The organism is Aeromonas sobria (assembly GCF_050266975.1).
GTDB classification, from domain to species: Bacteria; Pseudomonadota; Gammaproteobacteria; order Enterobacterales; family Aeromonadaceae; genus Aeromonas; species Aeromonas sobria_B.
Genome location: NZ_JBKISU010000001.1, coordinates 207,328 through 227,605, shown reverse-complemented (window position 1 = coordinate 227,605; position 20,278 = coordinate 207,328). Strand labels below are relative to the sequence as shown.

The following is a 20,278-nucleotide window of genomic DNA, read 5'->3' as shown; positions in this document are numbered from 1 at the left end:
TTTAGCGGGTTCGGCCCCCATAACGAACCATCCGATCAGCGCAGCGCCGCCTGCAACCAGCCAGAGAGTTCATCGAGCTCGGCGTGCCGGGCCGGAAAATCGCCCTGCAATTGCCCGATCAGCGCGGCGATGGCGTCGCTGCGATAGGCCGCGCCCACCAGCCGCTGGGCCAAGGCATCAAGCGGCGCCGGATCCAGGCTGTCGCTGAAGATCTGCGCCCGACCTATCACCCCCTTCTCCACATCGAAATGCAGCTCCACCCCGCCCCAGCCGAAGCGCTCGTCCAGCTGATGGCTGAACGCAGGCGCATGGCCAAAATTCCACTCCCAGCTGCGCTGGCGGGCGAAGGTCTCGGCAAAGCCGGGCAGGTCCGGCATCTGCTCGGGGGAGATATGCTCGGGCGCTGCTCGCTCACCGTAGTAGTGGAAGTAGGCCTCCATGAGGGCGTCATTCACCCCTTGATGGTCGATCCCCGGCAGCAGCTCGCCAAGGTTCGCGACCCGGCTGCGCACCGAGCTGATCCCCTTGGCGGCCAGCTTCTTGGGGTCGGGATTGAGGTAGTGGGCGAGTCGACCGAGGTCTGCATCGAGCAGCAGGGTGCCGTGATGGAAACCGCGATCCAGGGTCTCCCGGTAGGCCGAGCCCGACACCTTGCGCTCCCCGTCCGGGGTGGCCACCAGCAGATCGTTGCGTCCGGAAGCAAAGGCACTCACGCCGAGCCGCTTGAGGGCATCGAGCACGATGGCGGTGGAGACGCTCTTGTCATACCCGGGCTTGCCCGCCATGAAGGTGAAGCAGCTGTTGCCGAGATCGTGAAACACGGCCCCGCCCCCGCTGCTGCGCCGCGCCAGGGTCACCCCGTCCTCTTCCATACGGCGGGTGTTGCACTCCTTCCACGGGTTCTGGGCCCGACCAATCACCACCGTATTGGCGTTGCGCCACAGAAACAGCACCCGCTGGGCCGGGTCCATCTGGCGGAAGATACACTCCTCCACCGCCAGGTTGAACAGGGGATCCTGGGAGTCGGAGACGAGCAGGCGAAGGGAAGGCATGGCGGTATCCTGTCAGTCAAACGAGGGGCCATGATAGCAGCATGGCGCCCTCGTCGCGTGCCTTAACGCCGCCCATCAGGGTCGGGCGGGCAGCAGTCTATCCACCCCGAGCAAGCCGACGGCCATGGCCAGCACGAACAGGGCGATGAGGGGCTGACCCGTACCCAGCAGGGCCAATCCGGGGCCGGGGCAGATGCCGAGCAGGCCCCAACCTACCCCGAACAGCGCGGCGCCGCCCACCAGACGCCGGTCGATACGGGGGGCGGGAGGCGCGGGCAGGGGATCACCACACAGACTCTGGCTGCGCGGCTTGATCAGGAGGGCATAACCGGGGGCGAACACCAGCAGGGCGCCCCCCATCACGAAGGCCAGGCTGGGATCCCAGTTCCCGGCCACATCGAGAAACCCCAGTACCCGGGCCGGATCCACCATACCGGAGATCCCTAGGCCCACACCAAACAACAGGCCGGACAAGAGCGCGATAAAGAGTCCCATTCTGACGCCTCCTCAGAGCAGATGCAGGGTGACGAACACGGTGAGCACACCGGTCGTCATGAAGACAAGGGTGGCGACCAGGGAGCGCAGCGACAGCCGTCCCATGCCGCAGATGCCATGGCCACTGGTGCAGCCATTGCCAAGGCGGGTGCCTATCCCCACCAGCAGACCGGCCAGCAGCACTGTGGGCCATCCCGGCAAGGCAGCGAAGTCAGGCAGGCGAGCGAGCCCCAGGGCGAAGGCCATGGGACCGCCAAACATCAGTCCCAGCAGAAACAACCAGCGCCAGCCCAGCCGGCTCTGCAGGGCGGCGGCGAAGATGCCGCTTATCCCGGCGATTCGCCCCGTGAACAGCATCAACAGCAGGGCCGACAGGCCGATCAACATGCCTCCCCCCAGGGAGAACCACCAGTGGCTTTCTATCATGGCAACACCTCATCATGGACGCGAGCACGAAGCGGATCCCGCTTCCCTCTGACCGCACTGTGGCGCAGGAATGCATCGCATGTTAATTAGCAATTACTTATATAGAGCCCTATTCTAGGGCGTCACATTAAATTAGCAATATCTAATTTTACTCGATTAACCCGTCTGACGACGCGGCCAGGGAGTGCAGGAGAGAGGCATGATGAGACCGCCAGGGGCGCTAACGGCGACTGCGCCAGCGCACCCTGGGGGAAATGACCTGGGCGGTCTGGGCAGGGGGATTACCCGCAATCAGCTGCTGCATCAGCTCGAAGGCGGCCCGGGCCAGGGCCGGACAATCCTGGGCCACGGAATCGATGCGCATGGGGATGCAGTCAAGCAGATCGTGATCGTCGAAGGTACACAGGCGCATGCCCGTCTCCATCAGTCCCGCCTCGTTGAGGTAGCGCAGCACCCCCTCCAGCAGGGTGAAAGAGGCGGTGAACAGCCCCTTCGGCGGCGCCCCGAGCTCCGCCACCAGCTCGGCCATCAACTGATAACCGGAGCTTGGCTGGTAATCGCGGTGACGCACCTGGCCGTCCGGCGCCTCCAGCCCGGCTCTGTGCAGCCCCAGCTCGTAACCCGCCAACCGGTGGCGGCTGGGGGAGAGATCCAGCAGGCCGCCGAAGTAGTAGATCTCCTCGCCACACTCGCGGGCCATGTCCTGCACCAGCTCGGCGGTGGCCTTGCAGGCGTCCGAGATCACCATGGGCAGGCGCGATTCGCCGATGTGGCGGTCGAGCTGCACCACCGGCAGACGGTCGTGGATGCGGGCATAGATGTCGTCGCTGTGGCCGCTGGAGGCGACGATGAGGCCGTCCACCTGACGGCTGATGAGGTTGTCCACCACCCGCTGCTCCAGGGTGGGGTCATCCTCGGAGCAGGCGATGAGCAGCTGGATCCCCGCCTCCCGGCAGCGGGCCTCCAGGGCACGGGCGATGCTGGCGAAGCCGAAGTTGGTGAGGTCTGGGATCACCAGCCCCCAGGTGTAGCTGCGCACCTCCCGCAGGGAGCGGGCATGGATGCTGGGCTGATAGTGGCACTCGTCCGCCACCGCCTGGATCCGCTTGCGGGTATCATCGGCGATGCGGTATTCCGCACTCTTGCCGTTGAGCACCAGGCTGGCGGTGGCCTTGGAGACCCCCGCGAGCGTGGCTATCTGGGCAATCGTGATCCGTTTCTTCTTCTCCACCTGACCTCCCGGCACACTGAGACCGGGCTATTGTACTAGGCAGGTCGCCAGCGGCCAGTGATCGAGGCAAATTTTGCTGCCATCACCACCACAACGCGTGGAAAGTACTGGGTTTTCGCCGGGGAAGTAGCGGGTAGACAGGGTCTGGCGCCCGCCATCGACGAAGCACTCCAGGCTGGAGCTGTCACACAAGATGGTGATCTTGCCCCCAAGCCAGGGGGAGCTTCGCTCTTCCCACTCCCCGCTCTGCCAGTTCTGGCGACGCAGGACAAGACGCCCCGGCTGCCAGCACAGCTCGACCACGGCGCCAAACCCGAGGCTCCCCTCCCCGCACAGATCCAAGTCGAGCCAGGCCGAGTCGATGGCCATCCCCGCAAACTCGCTGGGCGTCCCCTCGAAGCGGGTCTGCTCCCCTTTCAAGGCGCCAATCTCCGCCACCGGCCGCTGACAGAGCCACTCATCCTGCCAGAACAGCTCCCGCGGGCAGCTCATCTGGTGCAGCCAGCCATAGGGGATGGTGGGCTGGCTCATCTCGTTCTCCTCCGGCAGCCCCAGCCAGCCGAACAGCAGGCGCCGCCCCTGGCTGTCTAAGGTGGTTTGCGGCGCATAGAACTCGAACCCCCTGTCCAGCTCGTGGAAGGCCCCGTGCTCGAAGCGCTCGCCGTCGAAGTCCCCCGCCAGCCAGCCGCACTGATAGAGATTGCGATAATCCTCTCCCTGGGATGCGATGCCCTGGGGGCAGCTGATCAGCACATGACGATCCCCTAGGGGGAAGAGGTCCGGGCACTCCCACATATAGCCAAACTCACCCAGCCCACCGCGCCCACTGCCGGCGATGGGGCCCACCAGCGTCCAGGCATCCAGGGTGTCGCCGCGATAGAGCAGCACTTCGCCCCGATCGTCCAGGGTACGGGCCCCCAGCACCATGAGCCAGTGCCGACCGTCGTGCCACACCTTGGGGTCGCGCACATGGCCGCTGTAGCCTTGGGACAGGTCCAGCACGGGGCCCAGCTTGTCGAAGCCCCCCGCACCGTCGGCACGGGCCAGACACTGGTAGGCGGTGCGGCCGCCGTCCGGGTATTTGACGTTGCCGGTGTAGACCAGGGTCAGACGCCCCTGCTCGTCGCTCACCGCCGAGCCCGAATAGCAGCCGTGGCTCTCATAGGCTTCGGTGGCCAATAGCGCCACCGGCTCGTGCTGCCAGTGCAGCAGATCGGTGGAGGTGACATGCCCCCAGCCCTTGTTGCGGTGCTCGCAACCGAACGGGTTCCACTGGTAGAAGAGGTGGTAGCGCCCGTCGTGCTCGATGAAGCCGTTGGGATCGTTGAGCAGCCCCACCGGGGCTGCCAGGTGCCAGCGGGGCCGATGGGGATCGGCCGCCGCCTTGAGCTGTCCGGCCAGCAGGGACCGGACAACCTGGTTGAGGAGATGGCTTTCCTTCATCACTCCACCTTGTACTTCAGCAGGTAGGAGGCGGCGAAGGCGGCGCCAAAGGCGATCACCAGACCGATGACGTAGTGAATGAGGCTCAGCGGCTGGACTATGGCCATGCCCGGGATGCCGGTCAGGCCTACCGCCGTCATGCCGACCTTGGCCGCCACCACGTAGGCGCCGCCGCAGGCACCGCCGAACAGACCGGCCAGGAAGGGTTTGATGTAGCGCAGGTTGACCCCGAAGATGGCGGCCTCGGTGATGCCGAGCAGGCAGGACATGGCCGCCGGCACGGTGATGGCCTTGATCTTCACATCCCGGGTCTTGAAGTAGACCGCGAGGCAAGCACCGCCCTGGGCCACGTTGGCCATGGCCCAGATGGGCAGCAGGAAGTTGACGCCGATGGACGGGTTGGTGAGCAGGCCCGCCTCGATGGCGTGGAAGCTGTGGTGAATGCCGGTGATGACGATAAGGGAATAAGTGCCGCCGAACACCAGACCCGCCAGCCAGCCCGCCTGCTCATAAAGCGCGCTCAGACCGAACGAGATGCCATCCCCCAGCACGCGCCCGGCAGGGCCGATAAAGAGCAGCGCCACGAAGCCGGTGATGATGACGGTCAGGAAGGGGGTGAGGATGAGATCCAGGGCATCCGGGATGCGCCTTCTCAGCTGCTTCTCCAGGTGGGACATGAACCAGACCGCCAACAGCACCGGGAAGACGGTGCCCTGATAGCCGATCATCGCCACGTCCAGCCCGAAGAAGTCCATGGTCTTGAAGCCACCCGCCACGCCCCAGGCGTTGGTCAGGGCCGGATGGGTCAGAATGCCGCCGAGGGTCGCCCCCAGATAGGGGTTGCCGCCAAATTCCCGCGCCGCCGTAAAGCCGATGAGGATGGGCAGTATGATGAAGGCCGCCGAGCTGAACATGTCGAGCATCACAAAGAGCGCGCTGTCGGCGTTGACCCAGCCGTAGGTGCGCACCATGCCGAGCAGCCCCATCAGCAGGCCGGAGGCGACGATGGCCGGAATGATGGGCACGAAGATGTTGGAGAGGGTCCGCGCCAGACGCTGGGCCACATTGAGCTTGGCCGTCGCCATGTCGGTCAGTTCTGCCTTGCTGGCGGTGCCGGTCCCGGTCAGGGTGACAAACTCGGCATAGACCTTGTTGACCAGACCGGTGCCGAAAATGACCTGAATTTGACCGGCGTTGCTGAAGCACCCCTTGACTCCGTCCAGCTTGTCGATGGCGGCCTTGTTCACCTTGCTGTCGTCCGCCAGCACCAGCCGCAGCCGGGTGGCGCAGTGGGCGGCGCTGACGATGTTCTCACTGCCCCCGAGCAGGGGCACCAGATCCTTGGCTATCGCACTGATATTCATATTCTTCCTCTTATGGCCCACCACGCTGGCGGGCCCTTGTCACATGAGAGTAGGGTCTGTCGATGTGAGCGGCTAGCCGCGGATCAACAGCCGCTTGCGCCCGATTGCAAAAAGGCATCCAGTTCGGTGCGGGTCGGCAACGCCGTCATGGCACCCTTGGCGGTGGTGGCGAGCGCCCCGCAGCCGTGAGCCTGAGCCAGGATGGCGGGCAGCTCGGCGAGACTCGGTAGCGACGAGCGCCCGGCCAGCGCCGCCAGCAGCCCGGCGACGAAGGCATCCCCCGCCCCCGTGGTGTCGAGCGGGGTCACTTTGGGCCCCACCCACTCCAGCCGCTCACCGCCGAGGCGGGCCACCACACCGGCCGCCCCTCGGGTCACCAGCACCAGTGCCGGCCCCGCTATAGTGGCGAGCCCCGCCGCCAGATCCTCCTCGCCGCTCAGCAGTTGCAGCTCCTCCACCGAGAGCTTGACCACGTCCGCGAGGGCCATGGCCTCGCGCACCACTGGCAGCATCTCGGCCGGGTTGCCCCACACCTCGGGCCTCAGGTTGGGGTCGAAGCAGACCCGTCCCCCGACCGCCCGTATGGTCGCCATGGCCTGCAGGCAACTGGCGCGCACCGGCTCGTTGGCGAGCGCGATGGAGCAGGTCAGCAGCCACTGACCGGCCTGGAAGACCGGCAGATCGGCGGGGCGCAGGAACTGATCGGCACTGGGGCGCACCATGAAGGTGAAGCTGCGCTCCCCTGCTTCATCGAGCTCCACCAGCACTGTGCTGGTGCGATGGGCCGGATCCAGAGTCAGGTGGCGAATGTCGACGCCCTCCGCCGCCAGGGTGTCGGCCATGAAGCGGCCGAAGGGATCGCCGCCGACCCGGCCAATAAAGGCCGACTCGCCGCCGAGGCGGGCAACGCCGACCGCCACGTTGGCCGGCGCGCCGCCCGGACACTTGAGGTAGTGCGCCTCCCCTTCCGGGATCAAGTCCACCACCGCATCCCCCATTACCCACACACGATTCGTCACCTTGCTACTCCACTGCTGCACAGGATTTGCCAGAGCCGGGCCCCGACCTCTTGGTCGACATTATCTGCTAAACCGATTTAGCTAACCAACAGATCCCGGCACCGGCTGCCATTTTTGTGATCGGGATAACGAACTAGAACCAGGTTTCCATCTGAATGCCGAAGTTCCACTCGCCACCGGCGGTGAAGTCGCTCTGGCCCATGGCATCTGTGCTGGCGTAATTGTCGAGCTCGGAGGACCAGTCCATCCAGGTGGCGAACACCCGAAGCTCTGGCCGCTCGAAGAAGCCGACGGTCTGGGCCTTGAAGGTAGGCGCGAAGGTGAGCTTGGCAAAATCGCCGCTCACCGCCTGGCGACCCTTGTAGCCCTTGGGATCCAAGTCCATGTATTGCCAGGTGGCCTCGTAGACCAACTCGACATTCTGGCTCAGCACCTGGGCGACCCGGGTGTTGAGGGTCAGCCACTGGTACTCGTCCCCCTTCACGTAGCGATCCTGGCTCTGCTCGGCCAGCAGGGCCGGGGCGACACGCCAGCGGGGAGTGATATCCGTGGCACCAAACACGGCAACCCGCACCGCGTCGGCGTCCGGCAGCAGCTCGCTGTCGGAACCCAAGCCCTTGAGCTCGGCCCCCAGGCCATGACCATAGAGCACGGCCGCCTTGGAGAAGCCGGGATTGATGCCAAAGAAGCTGTCGGCATGGTAGGCCAGCAGGGTGTGGGCCCCCTTGTCCGCCGCCTCGCTACCCGCGCCGTCGTCGTTGATGCGCGCCTCGTTGTCCTTGGCCGAGAGGCCATTGACCATCCACTGCCAGTTGCCGAAGCGGTTGTTCATGGTGAGGATGTAGCTCTCTATGTCGGACAGATCACTCGCGCTGATGTCGCCGTAATCGCGGCCATAGAGGGAGAAGTTCGCCTTCCAGCCGTCGGCCAGCTGCACGTCGTAGACGCCGCCGCCGGTACCGGCCAGGAAGACCACGTCCGAGTCGAGCCAGTGGATGTCGAAGTTGTCCCGATCGAAGCGCTTGCCCGCCCAGAGCACAGAGTGCTGGAAGGGGCCGCTGAAGCTCGCCAGATCGCCGATCTCGGCAAACACCTGACGGGTGTTGAGGCTCGAATCGCTGGCGGTCCAGTCGTTGCTGGTCTCCACCCCGTCCGCCAGCATCAGCTTGTAGCGGGCCCAGCTGCCGTCCTCAAAGGTCTGGGTCTTGAGGAGGTTGGCTTCCATGTAGGTGTCGTCTTCGTTGCCAAGGCGACCCACGGCGCCGCCCACGGATCCGGCCGGGGTGATGTAGGGGCCGCCACGGCCGCCATTGCCGTTGCCGTTGACCAGGAGCCCGGAGCGGGCATAACCGTGAAACTCGAAGCCCTGGGCACCGGCGGTCTGCTTGTCCACCTTCTCGCTACGGGTGTTGGCGACTTGGGCCTCCTCACTGGCCGCACTCGCCTTTATCTCGGCTTGACTGGCACGGCTCTCCGCAGCCTCGGCTCTCGCTTCGGCCGCCTGCACCCGCGCCTCCAGCGCCGCCAGCCTGGCTTCGATACCGCCCTCGGCCGCCCACAGCGGGCTGCTCATTCCCAATCCCAGTGCCACCGCCAGCGCCAACTTGCTCTTGAACATGGTCATCTTCCTCATCTCTGGTCCCTGCCCTGCCGGGCTCTGTTGTTATCGCGAAGAGAGCATAGCTAAACCGCTTTAGCTGATTCAATATGACGGCTAAACCGTTTCAGCCAGTCTGTGAGCGAGGTAGCATTTGCACGGGAAGAGTTGGTGGAAGTTGTGAGGCGGATCCCTCATCGGGATCCACTCAATAGGGCGAGCTCGGGCCGAACGACAGGCAAAAAAAGAGCCGGCACTCAGGCCGGCTCTTTTATCTGGGTCGCAAAAATCAGCTGGTCAGATCGTCGAAGAAGCGTTTCACCCCTTCGAAGAAGCCTTCCGATTTCGGCTTGTGGGTCTTGGCGGCGGCGCCGCTGAAGGACTCGTCCAGCTGGCGCAGCAGCTCCTTCTGGGACTCGGTCAGCTTGACCGGGGTCTCGACCACCACCTTGCACATCAGATCCCCCACCTGGCCGGAGCGCACGGACTTGACGCCCTTGCCCCGCATGCGGAACATCTTGCCGGTCTGGGTCTCGGATGTGACCTTGAGCTTGACCCGGCCATCCAGGGTCGGCACTTCAATTTCGCCGCCCAAGGCGGCTGCGGTGAAGCTGATGGGCACCTCGCAGTAGAGGTTGTTGCCATCACGCACGAAGATCTCGTGCTCCTTGACGTGCACCTGCACATACAGATCGCCAGCCGGTGCGCCGGCCTCCCCCGCTTCCCCTTCGCCGGAGAGACGGATGCGATCCCCGGTGTCGACACCGGCCGGGATCTTGACCGACAGTGTCTTGGTCTTCTGGTAGCGACCCTCGCCATGGCACTTGCGGCACGGATCCTTGATGATCTTGCCGCGACCGTGACAGTGGGGGCACGCCTGCTGCACCGCGAAGAAGCCCTGACGCATCTGCACCTGACCGGCGCCATGGCAGGTCGGGCAGGTCTGGGCGCTGCTGCCGGTGTGGGCACCGGAGCCGTTGCATACCTCGCAGTGGACCAGGGTCGGCACCTTGATCTCCTTGGAGACGCCGCGCACCGCCTCTTCTAGGGTCAGCTCCATGGTGTAGCGCAGGTCGGAGCCCCGGGCCGGGCCGCGACGACCGCCGCCACGGCTGCCACCGAAGATGTCGCCAAACACGTCCCCGAAGATGTCACCGAAGTCGGCGCCACCGCCGAAGCCGCCGTGACCGCCACCCTGGCTCTGATCCACCCCGGCATGGCCGTACTGGTCGTAGCGGGCGCGCAGGTTCTCGTCGGTCAGGACCTCGTAGGCTTCCTTGACCTCTTTGAACTTCTCTTCGGAGGCGGCATCACCCTGGTTGCGATCCGGGTGATACTTCATCGCCAGACGCTTGTACGCCTTCTTGATCTCGCGCTCGTCGGCACCCTTGGCCACCCCGAGCACTTCATAGAAATCGCGCTTCGACATACTTATCCTATTGCGTTGTCAGCAGTTATGCAGACGGGCGTTGGTTGCCCAACGCCCGTGAATTCATTGACGAATCTGCTCACACTCTTACTACGAAGCCGTGATCAAGGCTCATGTGCAGCTCGCTTGTTTGTAACCAAGAGTGCTCATGTATTTACATACACTCCGGTTCCTGCGCTGCTCTTTACCTTGCTGACGGCCTCTCGCGACAGACCGTAAACAGATTCTGAGCCAATGGGCGAGGCGAACCTCGCCCATCCGGGTCGGGCTTATTTCTTGTCGTCTTTCACTTCTTCGAACTCGGCATCGACCACGTCGTCGTCCGCCTTGGCAGAAGAGGAGGACTGACCGGCCTCGGCACCGGCGCCTTGCGCCTGAGCCTGCTGCTGGGCAATTTCCATCAGCTTCTGGGAGGCTTCCATCAGCGCCTGTTGCTTGGCTTCGATGGCGGCCTTGTCGTCGCCCTTGATGGCGGCTTCCAGCTCGGACAGAGCAGTCTCGATCTTGGTCTTGTCATCGCTTGGCAGGGCGTCACCGGCTTCGGTCACCTGCTTGCGCACCGAGTGGACCAGACCGTCGGCCTGGTTGCGGGCATGCACCAGCTCTTCGAACTTCTTGTCCTCGGCCGCGTTGGCTTCGGCCTCGCGTACCATGCGTTCGATCTCCTCATCAGACAGACCGGAAGAGGCCTGGATGGTGATCTTCTGCTCCTTGTTGGTCTCCTTGTCTTTGGCGGAGACGTGCAGGATGCCGTTGGCATCAATGTCGAAGGTCACTTCGATCTGCGGCAGACCACGCGGTGCCGGACGGATGCCTTCCAGGTTGAACTGGCCCAGGGACTTGTTGTCGCTGGCGCGCTTGCGCTCACCCTGCAGCACGTGAATGGTCACGGCAGACTGGTTGTCTTCGGCGGTGGAGAACACCTGGGACTTCTTGGTCGGGATGGTGGTGTTCTTCTCGATGAGCGCGGTCATCACGCTGCCCATGGTTTCGATACCCAAGGAGAGCGGGGTCACGTCCAGCAGCAATACGTCTGTCTTGTCACCGGACAGTACGGCGCCCTGGATGGCGGCGCCCATGGCCACGGCTTCGTCCGGGTTGACGTCTTTGCGCGGCTCTTTGCCAAAGAACTCGGCCACGGTCTTCTGAACCAGCGGCATACGGGTCTGACCACCAACCAGGATGACGTCGTCGATCTCGCCCACCGCCAGACCGGAGTCTTTCAGGGCGACACGAACCGGCTCCAGGGAGTCTTTCACCATGTCTTCCACCAGGGATTCCAGCTTGGCGCGGGTCACCTTGATGTTCATGTGCTTGGGACCTGTGGCATCTGCGGTGATGTACGGCAGGTTGACGTCGGTCTGCTGGGCGGAAGAGAGCTCAATCTTGGCCTTCTCGGCGGCATCTTTCAGACGCTGCAGCGCCAGCTGGTCGTTGCGCAGATCGATACCCTGCTCGCGCTTGAACTCGTCTACCAGGTAGTTGATGACGCGGTTGTCGAAGTCTTCACCACCCAGGTGGGTGTTGCCGTTGGTGGCCAGCACTTCGAAGGTGGTTTCCCCTTCCACTTCATCGATCTCGATGATGGAGATGTCGAAGGTACCGCCACCCAGGTCATAGACGGCAACCTTGCGCTCGCCCTTGACCTTGTTGACGCCGTAGGCAAACGCAGCCGCGGTCGGCTCGTTGATGATGCGCTTGACGTCCAGACCGGCGATGCGACCGGCATCCTTGGTAGCCTGACGCTGGGCGTCGTTGAAGTAGGCCGGCACTGTGATGACCGCTTCGGTCACCGGCTCGCCCAGGTAATCCTCGGCGGTCTTCTTCATTTTCTTCAGCACTTCGGCAGAGATCTGCGGCGGAGCCATCTTCTTGCCTTTGACTTCTACCCAGGCGTCGCCGTTGTCGGCCTTGGCGATAGCATACGGCATGATTTTCAGGTCACGCTGTACTTCTTCATCTTCGAAGCGGCGGCCGATCAGACGCTTGATGGCGAACAGGGTGTTCTTCGGGTTGGTGATGGCCTGACGCTTGGCAGGCTGACCAACCAGGATCTCGCCATCATCGGCATAGGCAATGATGGACGGAGTAGTACGGTCGCCCTCTGCGTTCTCGATCACGCGAGCAGTGTCGCCATCCAGAATGGCGACGCAGGAGTTGGTAGTACCCAGGTCAATACCGATGATTTTACCCATTTGACGAATCTCCAAATACTTAGATTAAACAGGCGAATCGCTCGCCTTAATGCGTTAACGGCTAGGTGGGGGCTTCGCGAGTCGCTTTCAAGCTCCCGACAGTAAATTTTTACTGCCACCGTGCCTTGTCACCTATATGGGGCCGGGCCCGATGGCTTCAAGGGCACCATACAAAAAACGCGGGATTTTGTTGCATGCCAGCCCGAAAAAGCGCCACGGCGGCCAACAAAAAGCCCGCCGAGCGGCGGGCTCAGCACAGTGACGGGGCTCAGGCCGGGGCCTTGGAGACCATCACCATGGCCGGACGGATCACCCGACCGTTGAGCTCGTAGCCTTTCTGCATCACGGCGATGACGGTGTTCGGGGCCACATCGGCGCTCGGCACCATGCTCATGGCCTGATGGGCGTTGGGGTCGAACGGCTGGTTCTGGGGATCCAGCGCCACCAGGCCAAACTTGGCGACACCGCTCTGCATGGATTTGAGGGTCAGCTCCACCCCTTCGATCATGGGCTTGAGGGCCTCGCTCTCCTTGTCAGCCAGTTCGATGGCGCGCTCCAGGTTGTCCAGCACCGGCAGCAGTTCGGCGGCGAACTTCTCCAGGGCGAACTTGTGGGCCTTCTCCACGTCCTGAGCGGCGCGGCGACGCAGGTTTTCCATCTCGGCGACGGCACGCACGGCACGCTCGCGCTCTTCCTGAGACGCCAGCAGGGCGGCTTCCAGCTGCGCCTCCAGCTCGGCGATACGCACCTGCTCGGCTGTCACTTCACTGTCTACATCGGTCGGCTCGACTGGCTGGACTTCCACTTGCTCCATCGCTTCAACCTTTTGCTCTTCGTGGTTCATGACATCTCCAATGTTCAGGGTTGCTTGTGAGGGGTGGCTGAGATACGGGTAGAAGATGACGCCTCAGCAGCCCCTGTGTTGGCGCTATTATGGGGACGCAGCCCCGGCTTTCAAGGGGAAAAGCCCATGTCGTGGGCAATGGATCCCGCCAACCGGCCATTTTGCCGCGCTTCAGAGCCGATTGCGCCAACTGCCATGGAGACAGACAAATCCCCGGCAAAGCGCGGTATACTCCCCCCAATACTCACCCAGACCCGATAAGCCATGGATTCTCCGTTCAAAACCGTCGCCCTGATTGGCAAACCCCATCACGAAGGGGCCAACCAGACTCTGACCGGCTTGCACCACTACCTGACCACCCGGGGCTTCCGGGTGCTGGTGGAGAGCCGGGTCGCCCACACCCTCGGCATCCTGGATGAAAACGTGATGGATCTGGTGCAGCTCGGCGAGCAGGCGGACTTGGCCATCGTCGTCGGCGGGGACGGCAACATGCTGGGGGCGGCCCGGGTGCTGTCACGATTCGATGTGGCGGTGATCGGGGTGAACCGGGGCAACCTCGGTTTTCTCACCGATCTCTCGCCCCAGGATTACCTGGTGCCCCTGGAGCAGGTGCTCTCCGGCCACTTCAAGAGCGAACACAGATTCTTGCTGGAGGCGGCCGTCTATCGCCACGGCGAACGCAAGGCGAGCAACCTGGCGGTGAACGAGGCGGTGCTGCACCCGGGCAAGATAGCCCACATGATCGAGTTCGAGGTCTATATCGATGGCAGCTTCATGTACAGCCAGCGCGCGGACGGCATCATAGTGGCCACCCCCACCGGATCCACCGCCTACTCCCTGTCGGCGGGGGGCGCCATCCTCACCCCCAAGCTCAACGCCATCACCCTGGTGCCCATGTTCCCCCACACCCTGAGCAGCCGTCCCATCGTGCTGGATGCCGACAGCGAGGTGCGGCTGCTGGTCTCCCCCGACAACCAGGACGACGCCATGCAGGTGAGCTGCGACGGTCAGGTGACCCTGGCGGTACACCCGGGGGACGAGATCCTCATCAAGAAGAGCCAGCACAAGCTGCACCTGGTGCATCCGCTGGATTACAGCTACTTCCACGTGCTGCGCAACAAGCTCGGCTGGGGCAGCAAGCTGTTCTAGCCTTGGCCCCCAGGCGGGCCACGCTTCAGCCGCAGCACCTCGAACCTGAGCCGGCGACAAGCCGAGCCGCTGCGGCTAGGCATCGCCCCCTTCGACCAGCCGCAGCGGCTCGGGGTCGGCCTGGAAATGGACGCCATTTCGCCCCGTCGCCTTCACCCGGTACATGGCCTCGTCGGCCCGGGTCAGCAACTGCGCCAGCCCGGGTTCACCCCGGGCGCAGATCCCCCCCACGCTGACCGTCACCCCCTCGCACGGCGGGCAGGCGCCCTGGCGGGAGCCCGTCTCTATCTGGCGGCGGATCCGATCACAGATGGAGTGCGCCATCTGGTTGCTCACTCCTTCCATGACGATGGCGAACTCCTCGCCCCCAATGCGCCCCACCAGATCGTCCTTGCGCACCTCGGCCACCAGCACCCTGGCCACATAGCGGATCACCTCGTCACCGCAGCCATGACCATAGCTGTCATTGACCCGCTTGAAGTGATCGATGTCGAGCACCACCACGCAGCGCATCTGCCCCGGCGCCCCCCGCTCCCCCAGCCTGAACAGGCCGCGCCGGTTGAGCACCCCGGTGAGGGGATCCCGCTCCGAGAGAGCCAGCAGCGCCTGCTCCGTCTCCACATAGGCCACCAGGGGCAGCAGCAATACCGAGCCTATGGTCAGCACCATGTGCATGAAGAAGATGCCGTCCAGCAGCCAGTGCCCCTCCCCCGTCCCTCCCCCCTGCGTCTGGGCAAGCAGCAACACCCCCTGGCTCAGCAGGATCGCGAAATGAAGCAGGTAGATGACAGAAACCGTGTAGAGCACCCGCTTCTGATGCTGGCTGAGGGAGAAGATCAGACAGGCGCACCACAGATAGACAACGGATTCCATCAGCGCCAACACCAGCCGCACGTCGGCCAGGCTAGACAGTCCCAGATAGGCAAGCAGCAGCAGGGCAACCCCTGTCCACAGGGCTCGGGGGCGCCAGGACAGACCATAGAGGGCATAAAAACCGGCCAGCAACAGCAATATGCTCATGAGGGAGGCAAGACCCCCGACCCGCATGCCCAGGGCCGGGTGACCGGCCAATACCCCCAGACTGAGCAGCAAGATGGAGAGGGAGAAGAGAAAGGCCGACAGGGACCAGAGCAGGAAATTGCGCCGACCGGGCTTGAGGGAGTGGATGAATAGCATGAGCAGCGCCGACATCAGATTGATTGCCAGGGAGATCAACAGCAGGGTCGGGGTGTGGATCATCTTGACGCATCCTTGGTGAAAGGCGGGAGGGCCTGCCCCGGCTCATCCTGAGCCATACCTGTCTCGAGTGTGTCTCAGCCATCCCGACTCCACAAGGCCCCTCCTCGACAAGCCCCGCAGGAGGCGAGCGATCCCGAGCCTGGCCCTTCCTTCGCGACCCCTATCCAGGTTCACCGCCCCCCATCTGGAAAAAATCCCGCCACGCACACTTTACTGTATATAAGACCAGTATATACTGGATACATACACAGTAATGTTGACCCATACAGGATGAGACCATGCTGACCCAGCTGACCGTCAACAACTTCGCCATCGTCAAGTTTCTCGAGCTCGATCTGCAACCGGGCATGACCTGCATCACGGGGGAGACGGGGGCGGGCAAGTCCATCGCCATCGACGCCCTGGGGCTGTGCCTCGGCGAGCGGGCCGAGGCCGCCATGGTGCGCCCCGGCAGCGACAAGACGGAGGTGAGCGCCCGCTTCCTGCTCGACGGCAACCCCCTGGCCCGCGCCTGGCTCGCCGGCAATGAGCTCGAGAGCGAGGGCGAGTGCATAGTGCGACGCGTGGTCTCGGCGGAAGGGCGATCCCGCAGCTATGTCAACGGCGTCCCCGTCCCCCTGACCCAGTTGCGCAGCCTGGGGCAGCTGCTGGTCAACGTCCACGGCCAGCACGCCCACCAGCTGTTGCTCAAGCCCGACTACCAGCTCGCCCTGCTCGACGGTTATGCCGGCCATCATCTGCTGCTGGCGGACGTGCGCCAGCACTATCAGCAGTGGCGCCAGCTGCAAAACGAGCTCAATCGCCTCAAGGCCGAGCAGCAACAGCGAGAGGCCCGCCGCCAGCTCATCGAATATCAGGTGCAGGAGCTTGACGAGTTTGCGCTGCAACCCGGGGAATTCGAGGCCATCGAAGAGGAGCATCAGCGCCTGGCCAACGGCACCGAACTGATGCAGGAGTGCGGCTTCTGCCTCGACCTGCTCCATGACAACGAAGAGACCACCATCGCCGGCCTGCTCCAGGTGGCGGTGGACAGGGCGGAGGGGCTGGTCGCCATGGATGCCCGCCTCGCCCCCGTGCTGGAGATGCTGAACGAATCCCTGATAGGGGTGCAGGAGAGCCACAGCGAGCTGCGCAGCTACCTGGATCGGCTGGAGCTGGATCCCGAGCGCTTCAACGAGCTGGAAGCACGGCTCTCCCGTGCCATCAATCTGGCCCGCAAGCACCATGTCAAACCCGCCGAACTGGCCCAGTTCCATCAGGATCTGGCCAGCGATCTCGCCCGTCTCCACTCCGATGAGGAGCGCCTCGAGGGGATGGAGAGCGAGCTGGCCGAGGCCCGCACCGCCTTCCTCCAGGCCGCCGAGGCCCTGAGCCAGAGCCGGCAACGCTACGGCGCCGAACTGGCCACCCAGGTCACCGCCAGCATGCAGGAGCTCTCCATGGCCGATGGCCGCTTCGCCATCGAGATCAAGCCGGATGCCAATGCCAGCCTCTCCCCCCTCGGCATCGATCGGGTGGAGTTCATGGTCACCACCAACCCGGGCCAGCCCATGCAGCCGCTGGGCAAGGTCGCCTCCGGCGGCGAGCTGTCTCGCATCAGCCTGGCCATCGTCGTGATCAGCGCCCGCAAGGTCGCCACCCCCACCCTGATCTTCGACGAGGTGGACGTGGGGATCAGCGGCCCCACCGCCGCCGTGGTGGGCCGCCTGCTGCGCCAGCTCGGCGAATCGACCCAGGTGATGGTGGTCACCCACCTGCCCCAGGTTGCGGGCAATGGCCACCAGCACCTGGTGGTGAGCAAGCACACGGATGGCAAGACAACAGAGACCCGCATGAGCGCACTTGACAACAGGGCCCGTCTCAACGAACTCGCTCGCTTGCTCGGCGGTGATCAGATCACCGACAACACCCTGGCCAACGCCCGTGAGCTGTTGCAGGCCTGAGACGGGCCCTGGGGCTGGCGGTGAAACAAGCGGCCACTGTGCTGAACGGTGCCCCAACGGGAGCCGCAATAGAGACAAGCCGCCACTGTGCAGACCAGCCCCCATACGCCGCCGCAACCGGGTGTGAAGCAAAGAGTCGGATAAGCCGCCCTAGCCGACGGGATGACAAACCCGGCCCATGGCGGCCAATGCTTATGCGATGCCGCAACCGGACACGGAGCCAGGCAGCAGGCAGCCAAAGATGTCCCAGCCCAGCCCCTGTTGTTCCCATTCGATATGTCCTCGACTCCGCGCCGATCCATGTCCTCTGGCCCCCTTGCCACCCGTCCACGTACCCCCAATCCTTGGCGCCTTGCATCCCTCAGGCCCCTTGTCACCCGTCCCCGTGACCCCACCCCTTGGCGCCTTGCATCCCTCTGGTCCCTTGTCACTCGTCCACGTGCCCCCAGCCCTTGGCTCCTTGCATCTCTCTGGCCCCTTGTCATACGTCCCCGTGACCCCAACCCTTGGCGCCTTGCATCCCTCAGGCCCCATGTTCCCGGCCCCGGCTCTTTGCAATAATGAGTCCCCATCGTTTGCCTCGGCTGTTATGCTGATGCCCCTGCGTCCCGTGCCCAGCCCATCTCATCCGGAGGCCTTCATGATCCACGTATTCGGTCATCGCAACCCAGACAGCGACAGCATCTGCTGCGCCCTGGTGCTGGCGGACTGGCTCAATGGCCAGGGCCGTCCCGCCATCCCCTGGCGCCTGGGGGAGCTGCGCACCGAGACCCGCTTCATTCTCGCCAGTGCCGGCGTGGCGCCCCCCGATCTCCTGGCGCGGGAGGTCAGCGGGCTGGATGTCTGGCTGGTGGATTTCAGCGAGCTAGAGCAGGGGCCAGAGGGGCTGGCCAGGGCCAACGTCATCGGCCTGGTGGATCACCACAGGCTGGGTTCCCTGCGCACCGAGGCACCCCTCGATGCCTGGATCCGCGCGGTGGGCAGCTCGGCCACCATAGTGCTGGATCTCATCGGTGAGCCGACCCGCTCCCAGGCCCGCCTGCTGCTTGGCGCCATCCTGAGCGACACCCTCTGCCTGCGCTCCCCCACCACCACGGCCCAGGACGAGGCCGCCTGCCAGCGGCTCGCCCCCCTGGCCGGGCTCGACCTGGCCGAATTTGGCCAGCAGTTGCTGGCGGCCAAGACGGATCTCGGTGGACTGGACGCCGCCCAGCTGCTGCGCCAGGACGAGAAGGGCTACCAGCTGGCGGGGCGCAACCTGGTGATGAGCCAGATTGAGGTGGCCAGCCTGGGGCAGATAACGCCCCTGCTGGCGGCCCTCGAGGCCGAGATGGCGCGGCGGGTTCGGGAGGAGAACCTGGATGCCTATGTGCTGATGGTGACGGACCTTGGCGCGAGGGAGAGCCGGATCTCGGCCTGCTGCCACCCGGATCGCCCGGATCCCCGCCTGCCGTGCCAGCCCGTGACCCTGGCCGGCGTGGTGAGTCGCAAGAAGCAGGGTCTGCCCTGGCTCGGCGCCCAGCTGACCAGGGAGTGACCCGGACGCCCCGGCCGAGGCGCCGCGAGCGGGCCGGGGCGACAAACGTTGTGACACCTTGGCGGCTGTCTTTTGGCCGCCTTTTACTGCAGGATGTTTCCTTTTGTCTCTTCCTCTTGTGTGGATGTCAGCGAAATCATGAAGATGCCCCTTACTCCCAGGCTGCGCTGGCTGCTCGCCGCCCTGCTGCTGGCCCTGACTGTCTGGCTGCTCTGGCCGGCCAAGGCCCCCTCCCCCCAGCTCAGCGCCCCCGTGACCCGCGAGGACATCGAGGATGCGGTGCTCGCCAGCGGCGTGCTGGAGGCGGTGGAACAGGTCGATGTGGGCGCCCAGGTCTCGGGCCAGGTGACCCGCCTGCTGGTGGAAAATGGCCAACGGGTCAAACAGGGAGAGCTGCTGGCCGAGATAGATCCCCTCATCGCCCAGAACGACCTCAAGACGGCCCAGGCCGAACTCGCCAGCAGCCAGGCCCAGCTCAAGATCAAGCTGGCCCAGCTCAAGCAGTTCGAACTCGCCTGGCGCCGCCAGCAGCAGATGTTCGGCCAGCAGGCGAGCTCGAGAGCCGATCTGGAGAGCGCCGAGGCCCAGCTCGCGGTGACCCGGGCCGAGGTGCAAAATGCCCAGGCCAACATCGACAGCGCCACCATCAAGGTCGAGCGTGCCCGCACCCAGCTCGGCTACACCAAGATCCTGGCCCCCATGGATGGCACCGTCATCGCCATCGTCACCCGTCAGGGTCAGACCCTGGCCGCCACCCAGACGGTGCCCACCCTGCTCAAGCTCGCGAACCTGGACACCATGACGGTCAAGGCCCAGATCTCCGAGGCCGATGTCAGCAAGGTCCATGCCGGCATGCCGGTCTATTTCACCCTGATAGGGGATCCCGACACCCGCTACCAGGCCAGGCTGCGCACCATGGAGCTGGCCCCCACCAACATCAACGATCAGACCACCAGCACCAGCGGCACCAATGTTGCCGTCTACTACTATGCCCTGTTTGACGTGGCCAACCCCGACCATGCCCTGCGGGTCGCCATGACCACTCAGGTCACCATAGTGCGCGACCGGCGCCAGGGGGTCCTCACCATCCCCAGAACCGCCCTCGGCAAACGGCTGGGGCCGGGGGAATACCAGGTGCAACGGCTCACTGGCGACGTCCCCCAGACCCTCACCATCAAGACCGGGCTCCAGGACGAGATCAAGGTCGAGGTGCTGGCCGGGCTCGAGGAGGGTGACCGGGTGGTGATAGGCCAGGCCCCGGTGACCAATGGCGCCCCGAATGAGACTAACGAGGACGAGATGTCATGAGCAAGGC

The 20,278-nt window shown here is 64.4% G+C and carries 16 protein-coding genes; 4 read left to right on the top strand and 12 right to left on the bottom strand.

Annotated elements, in window-relative coordinates; translation table 11 throughout:
- Positions 1 to 35: 35 nt before the first annotated feature.
- From ACLHZ1_RS01050 to grpE, 11 genes are all read right to left on the bottom strand, one after another.
- Positions 36 to 1,052 (bottom strand): lipoate--protein ligase A, encoded by a 1,017-nt coding sequence (locus ACLHZ1_RS01050; protein WP_427260592.1) that lies wholly within the window; start codon positions 1,050 to 1,052, stop codon positions 36 to 38.
- 75 nt (positions 1,053 to 1,127) lie between these two features.
- Positions 1,128 to 1,547 (bottom strand): DUF6691 family protein, encoded by a 420-nt coding sequence (locus ACLHZ1_RS01045; RefSeq protein ID WP_427260591.1) that lies wholly within the window; start codon positions 1,545 to 1,547, stop codon positions 1,128 to 1,130.
- A gap of 12 nt (positions 1,548 to 1,559) precedes the next feature.
- Entirely contained in the window at positions 1,560 to 1,973 is a 414-nt protein-coding gene (locus ACLHZ1_RS01040; RefSeq protein WP_427260590.1) for a YeeE/YedE family protein, read from the bottom strand.
- A gap of 220 nt (positions 1,974 to 2,193) precedes the next feature.
- Entirely contained in the window at positions 2,194 to 3,204 is a 1,011-nt protein-coding gene (locus tag ACLHZ1_RS01035) for a substrate-binding domain-containing protein (protein ID WP_408797965.1), read from the bottom strand.
- 27 nt (positions 3,205 to 3,231) lie between these two features.
- Positions 3,232 to 4,647 carry a glycoside hydrolase family 32 protein gene (locus tag ACLHZ1_RS01030; RefSeq protein ID WP_427260589.1) on the bottom strand — a complete coding sequence of 472 codons (1,416 nt, stop codon included), beginning with the start codon at positions 4,645 to 4,647 and terminating at the stop codon, positions 3,232 to 3,234.
- Complete coding sequence (locus ACLHZ1_RS01025) at positions 4,647 to 6,011, bottom strand: sucrose-specific PTS transporter subunit IIBC (protein WP_427260588.1); 1,365 nt, start codon at positions 6,009 to 6,011, stop codon at positions 4,647 to 4,649. Before ACLHZ1_RS01025 ends, ACLHZ1_RS01030 begins: the two co-directional genes overlap by 1 nt.
- Positions 6,012 to 6,094: 83 nt before the next feature.
- Entirely contained in the window at positions 6,095 to 7,051 is a 957-nt protein-coding gene (locus tag ACLHZ1_RS01020; RefSeq protein WP_427260587.1) for an aminoimidazole riboside kinase, read from the bottom strand.
- A 112-nt stretch (positions 7,052 to 7,163) separates the two neighbouring features.
- Positions 7,164 to 8,654 carry a carbohydrate porin gene (locus ACLHZ1_RS01015; RefSeq protein WP_427260619.1) on the bottom strand — a complete coding sequence of 497 codons (1,491 nt, stop codon included), beginning with the start codon at positions 8,652 to 8,654 and terminating at the stop codon, positions 7,164 to 7,166.
- A gap of 262 nt (positions 8,655 to 8,916) precedes the next feature.
- On the bottom strand, positions 8,917 to 10,056 hold the full coding sequence (dnaJ, locus tag ACLHZ1_RS01010) for a molecular chaperone DnaJ (RefSeq protein ID WP_427260586.1): 1,140 nt from the start codon (positions 10,054 to 10,056) through the stop codon (positions 8,917 to 8,919).
- Positions 10,057 to 10,325: 269 nt separating this feature from the next.
- Positions 10,326 to 12,251: a molecular chaperone DnaK gene (dnaK, locus tag ACLHZ1_RS01005; protein WP_427260585.1), complete on the bottom strand. Its 1,926-nt coding sequence runs from the start codon at positions 12,249 to 12,251 to the stop codon at positions 10,326 to 10,328.
- Positions 12,252 to 12,519: 268 nt separating this feature from the next.
- Positions 12,520 to 13,095 carry a nucleotide exchange factor GrpE gene (grpE, locus tag ACLHZ1_RS01000; RefSeq protein ID WP_427260584.1) on the bottom strand — a complete coding sequence of 192 codons (576 nt, stop codon included), beginning with the start codon at positions 13,093 to 13,095 and terminating at the stop codon, positions 12,520 to 12,522.
- 264 nt (positions 13,096 to 13,359) lie between these two features.
- On the opposite strand from grpE, the gene nadK reads away from it, so the two are divergent.
- A complete protein-coding gene (nadK, locus tag ACLHZ1_RS00995) occupies positions 13,360 to 14,244 on the top strand; it encodes an NAD(+) kinase (protein WP_427260583.1) in 885 nt (294 codons plus the stop codon).
- A gap of 75 nt (positions 14,245 to 14,319) precedes the next feature.
- Here nadK and ACLHZ1_RS00990 read toward each other — a convergent pair whose 3' ends face one another.
- Entirely contained in the window at positions 14,320 to 15,483 is a 1,164-nt protein-coding gene (locus ACLHZ1_RS00990) for a diguanylate cyclase (RefSeq protein WP_427260582.1), read from the bottom strand.
- A gap of 278 nt (positions 15,484 to 15,761) precedes the next feature.
- On the opposite strand from ACLHZ1_RS00990, the gene recN reads away from it, so the two are divergent.
- From recN to ACLHZ1_RS00975, 3 genes are all read left to right on the top strand, one after another.
- Positions 15,762 to 17,426, top strand: a complete 1,665-nt coding sequence (gene recN, locus ACLHZ1_RS00985) for a DNA repair protein RecN (RefSeq protein WP_427260581.1) — start codon at positions 15,762 to 15,764, stop codon at positions 17,424 to 17,426.
- A 640-nt stretch (positions 17,427 to 18,066) separates the two neighbouring features.
- Positions 18,067 to 18,963, top strand: a complete 897-nt coding sequence (locus ACLHZ1_RS00980; RefSeq protein ID WP_427260580.1) for a DHHA2 domain-containing protein — start codon at positions 18,067 to 18,069, stop codon at positions 18,961 to 18,963.
- A 144-nt stretch (positions 18,964 to 19,107) separates the two neighbouring features.
- Positions 19,108 to 20,271, top strand: coding sequence for an efflux RND transporter periplasmic adaptor subunit (locus ACLHZ1_RS00975; protein WP_427260617.1), 1,164 nt, complete (start codon positions 19,108 to 19,110; stop codon positions 20,269 to 20,271).
- Positions 20,272 to 20,278: the final 7 nt, after the last annotated feature.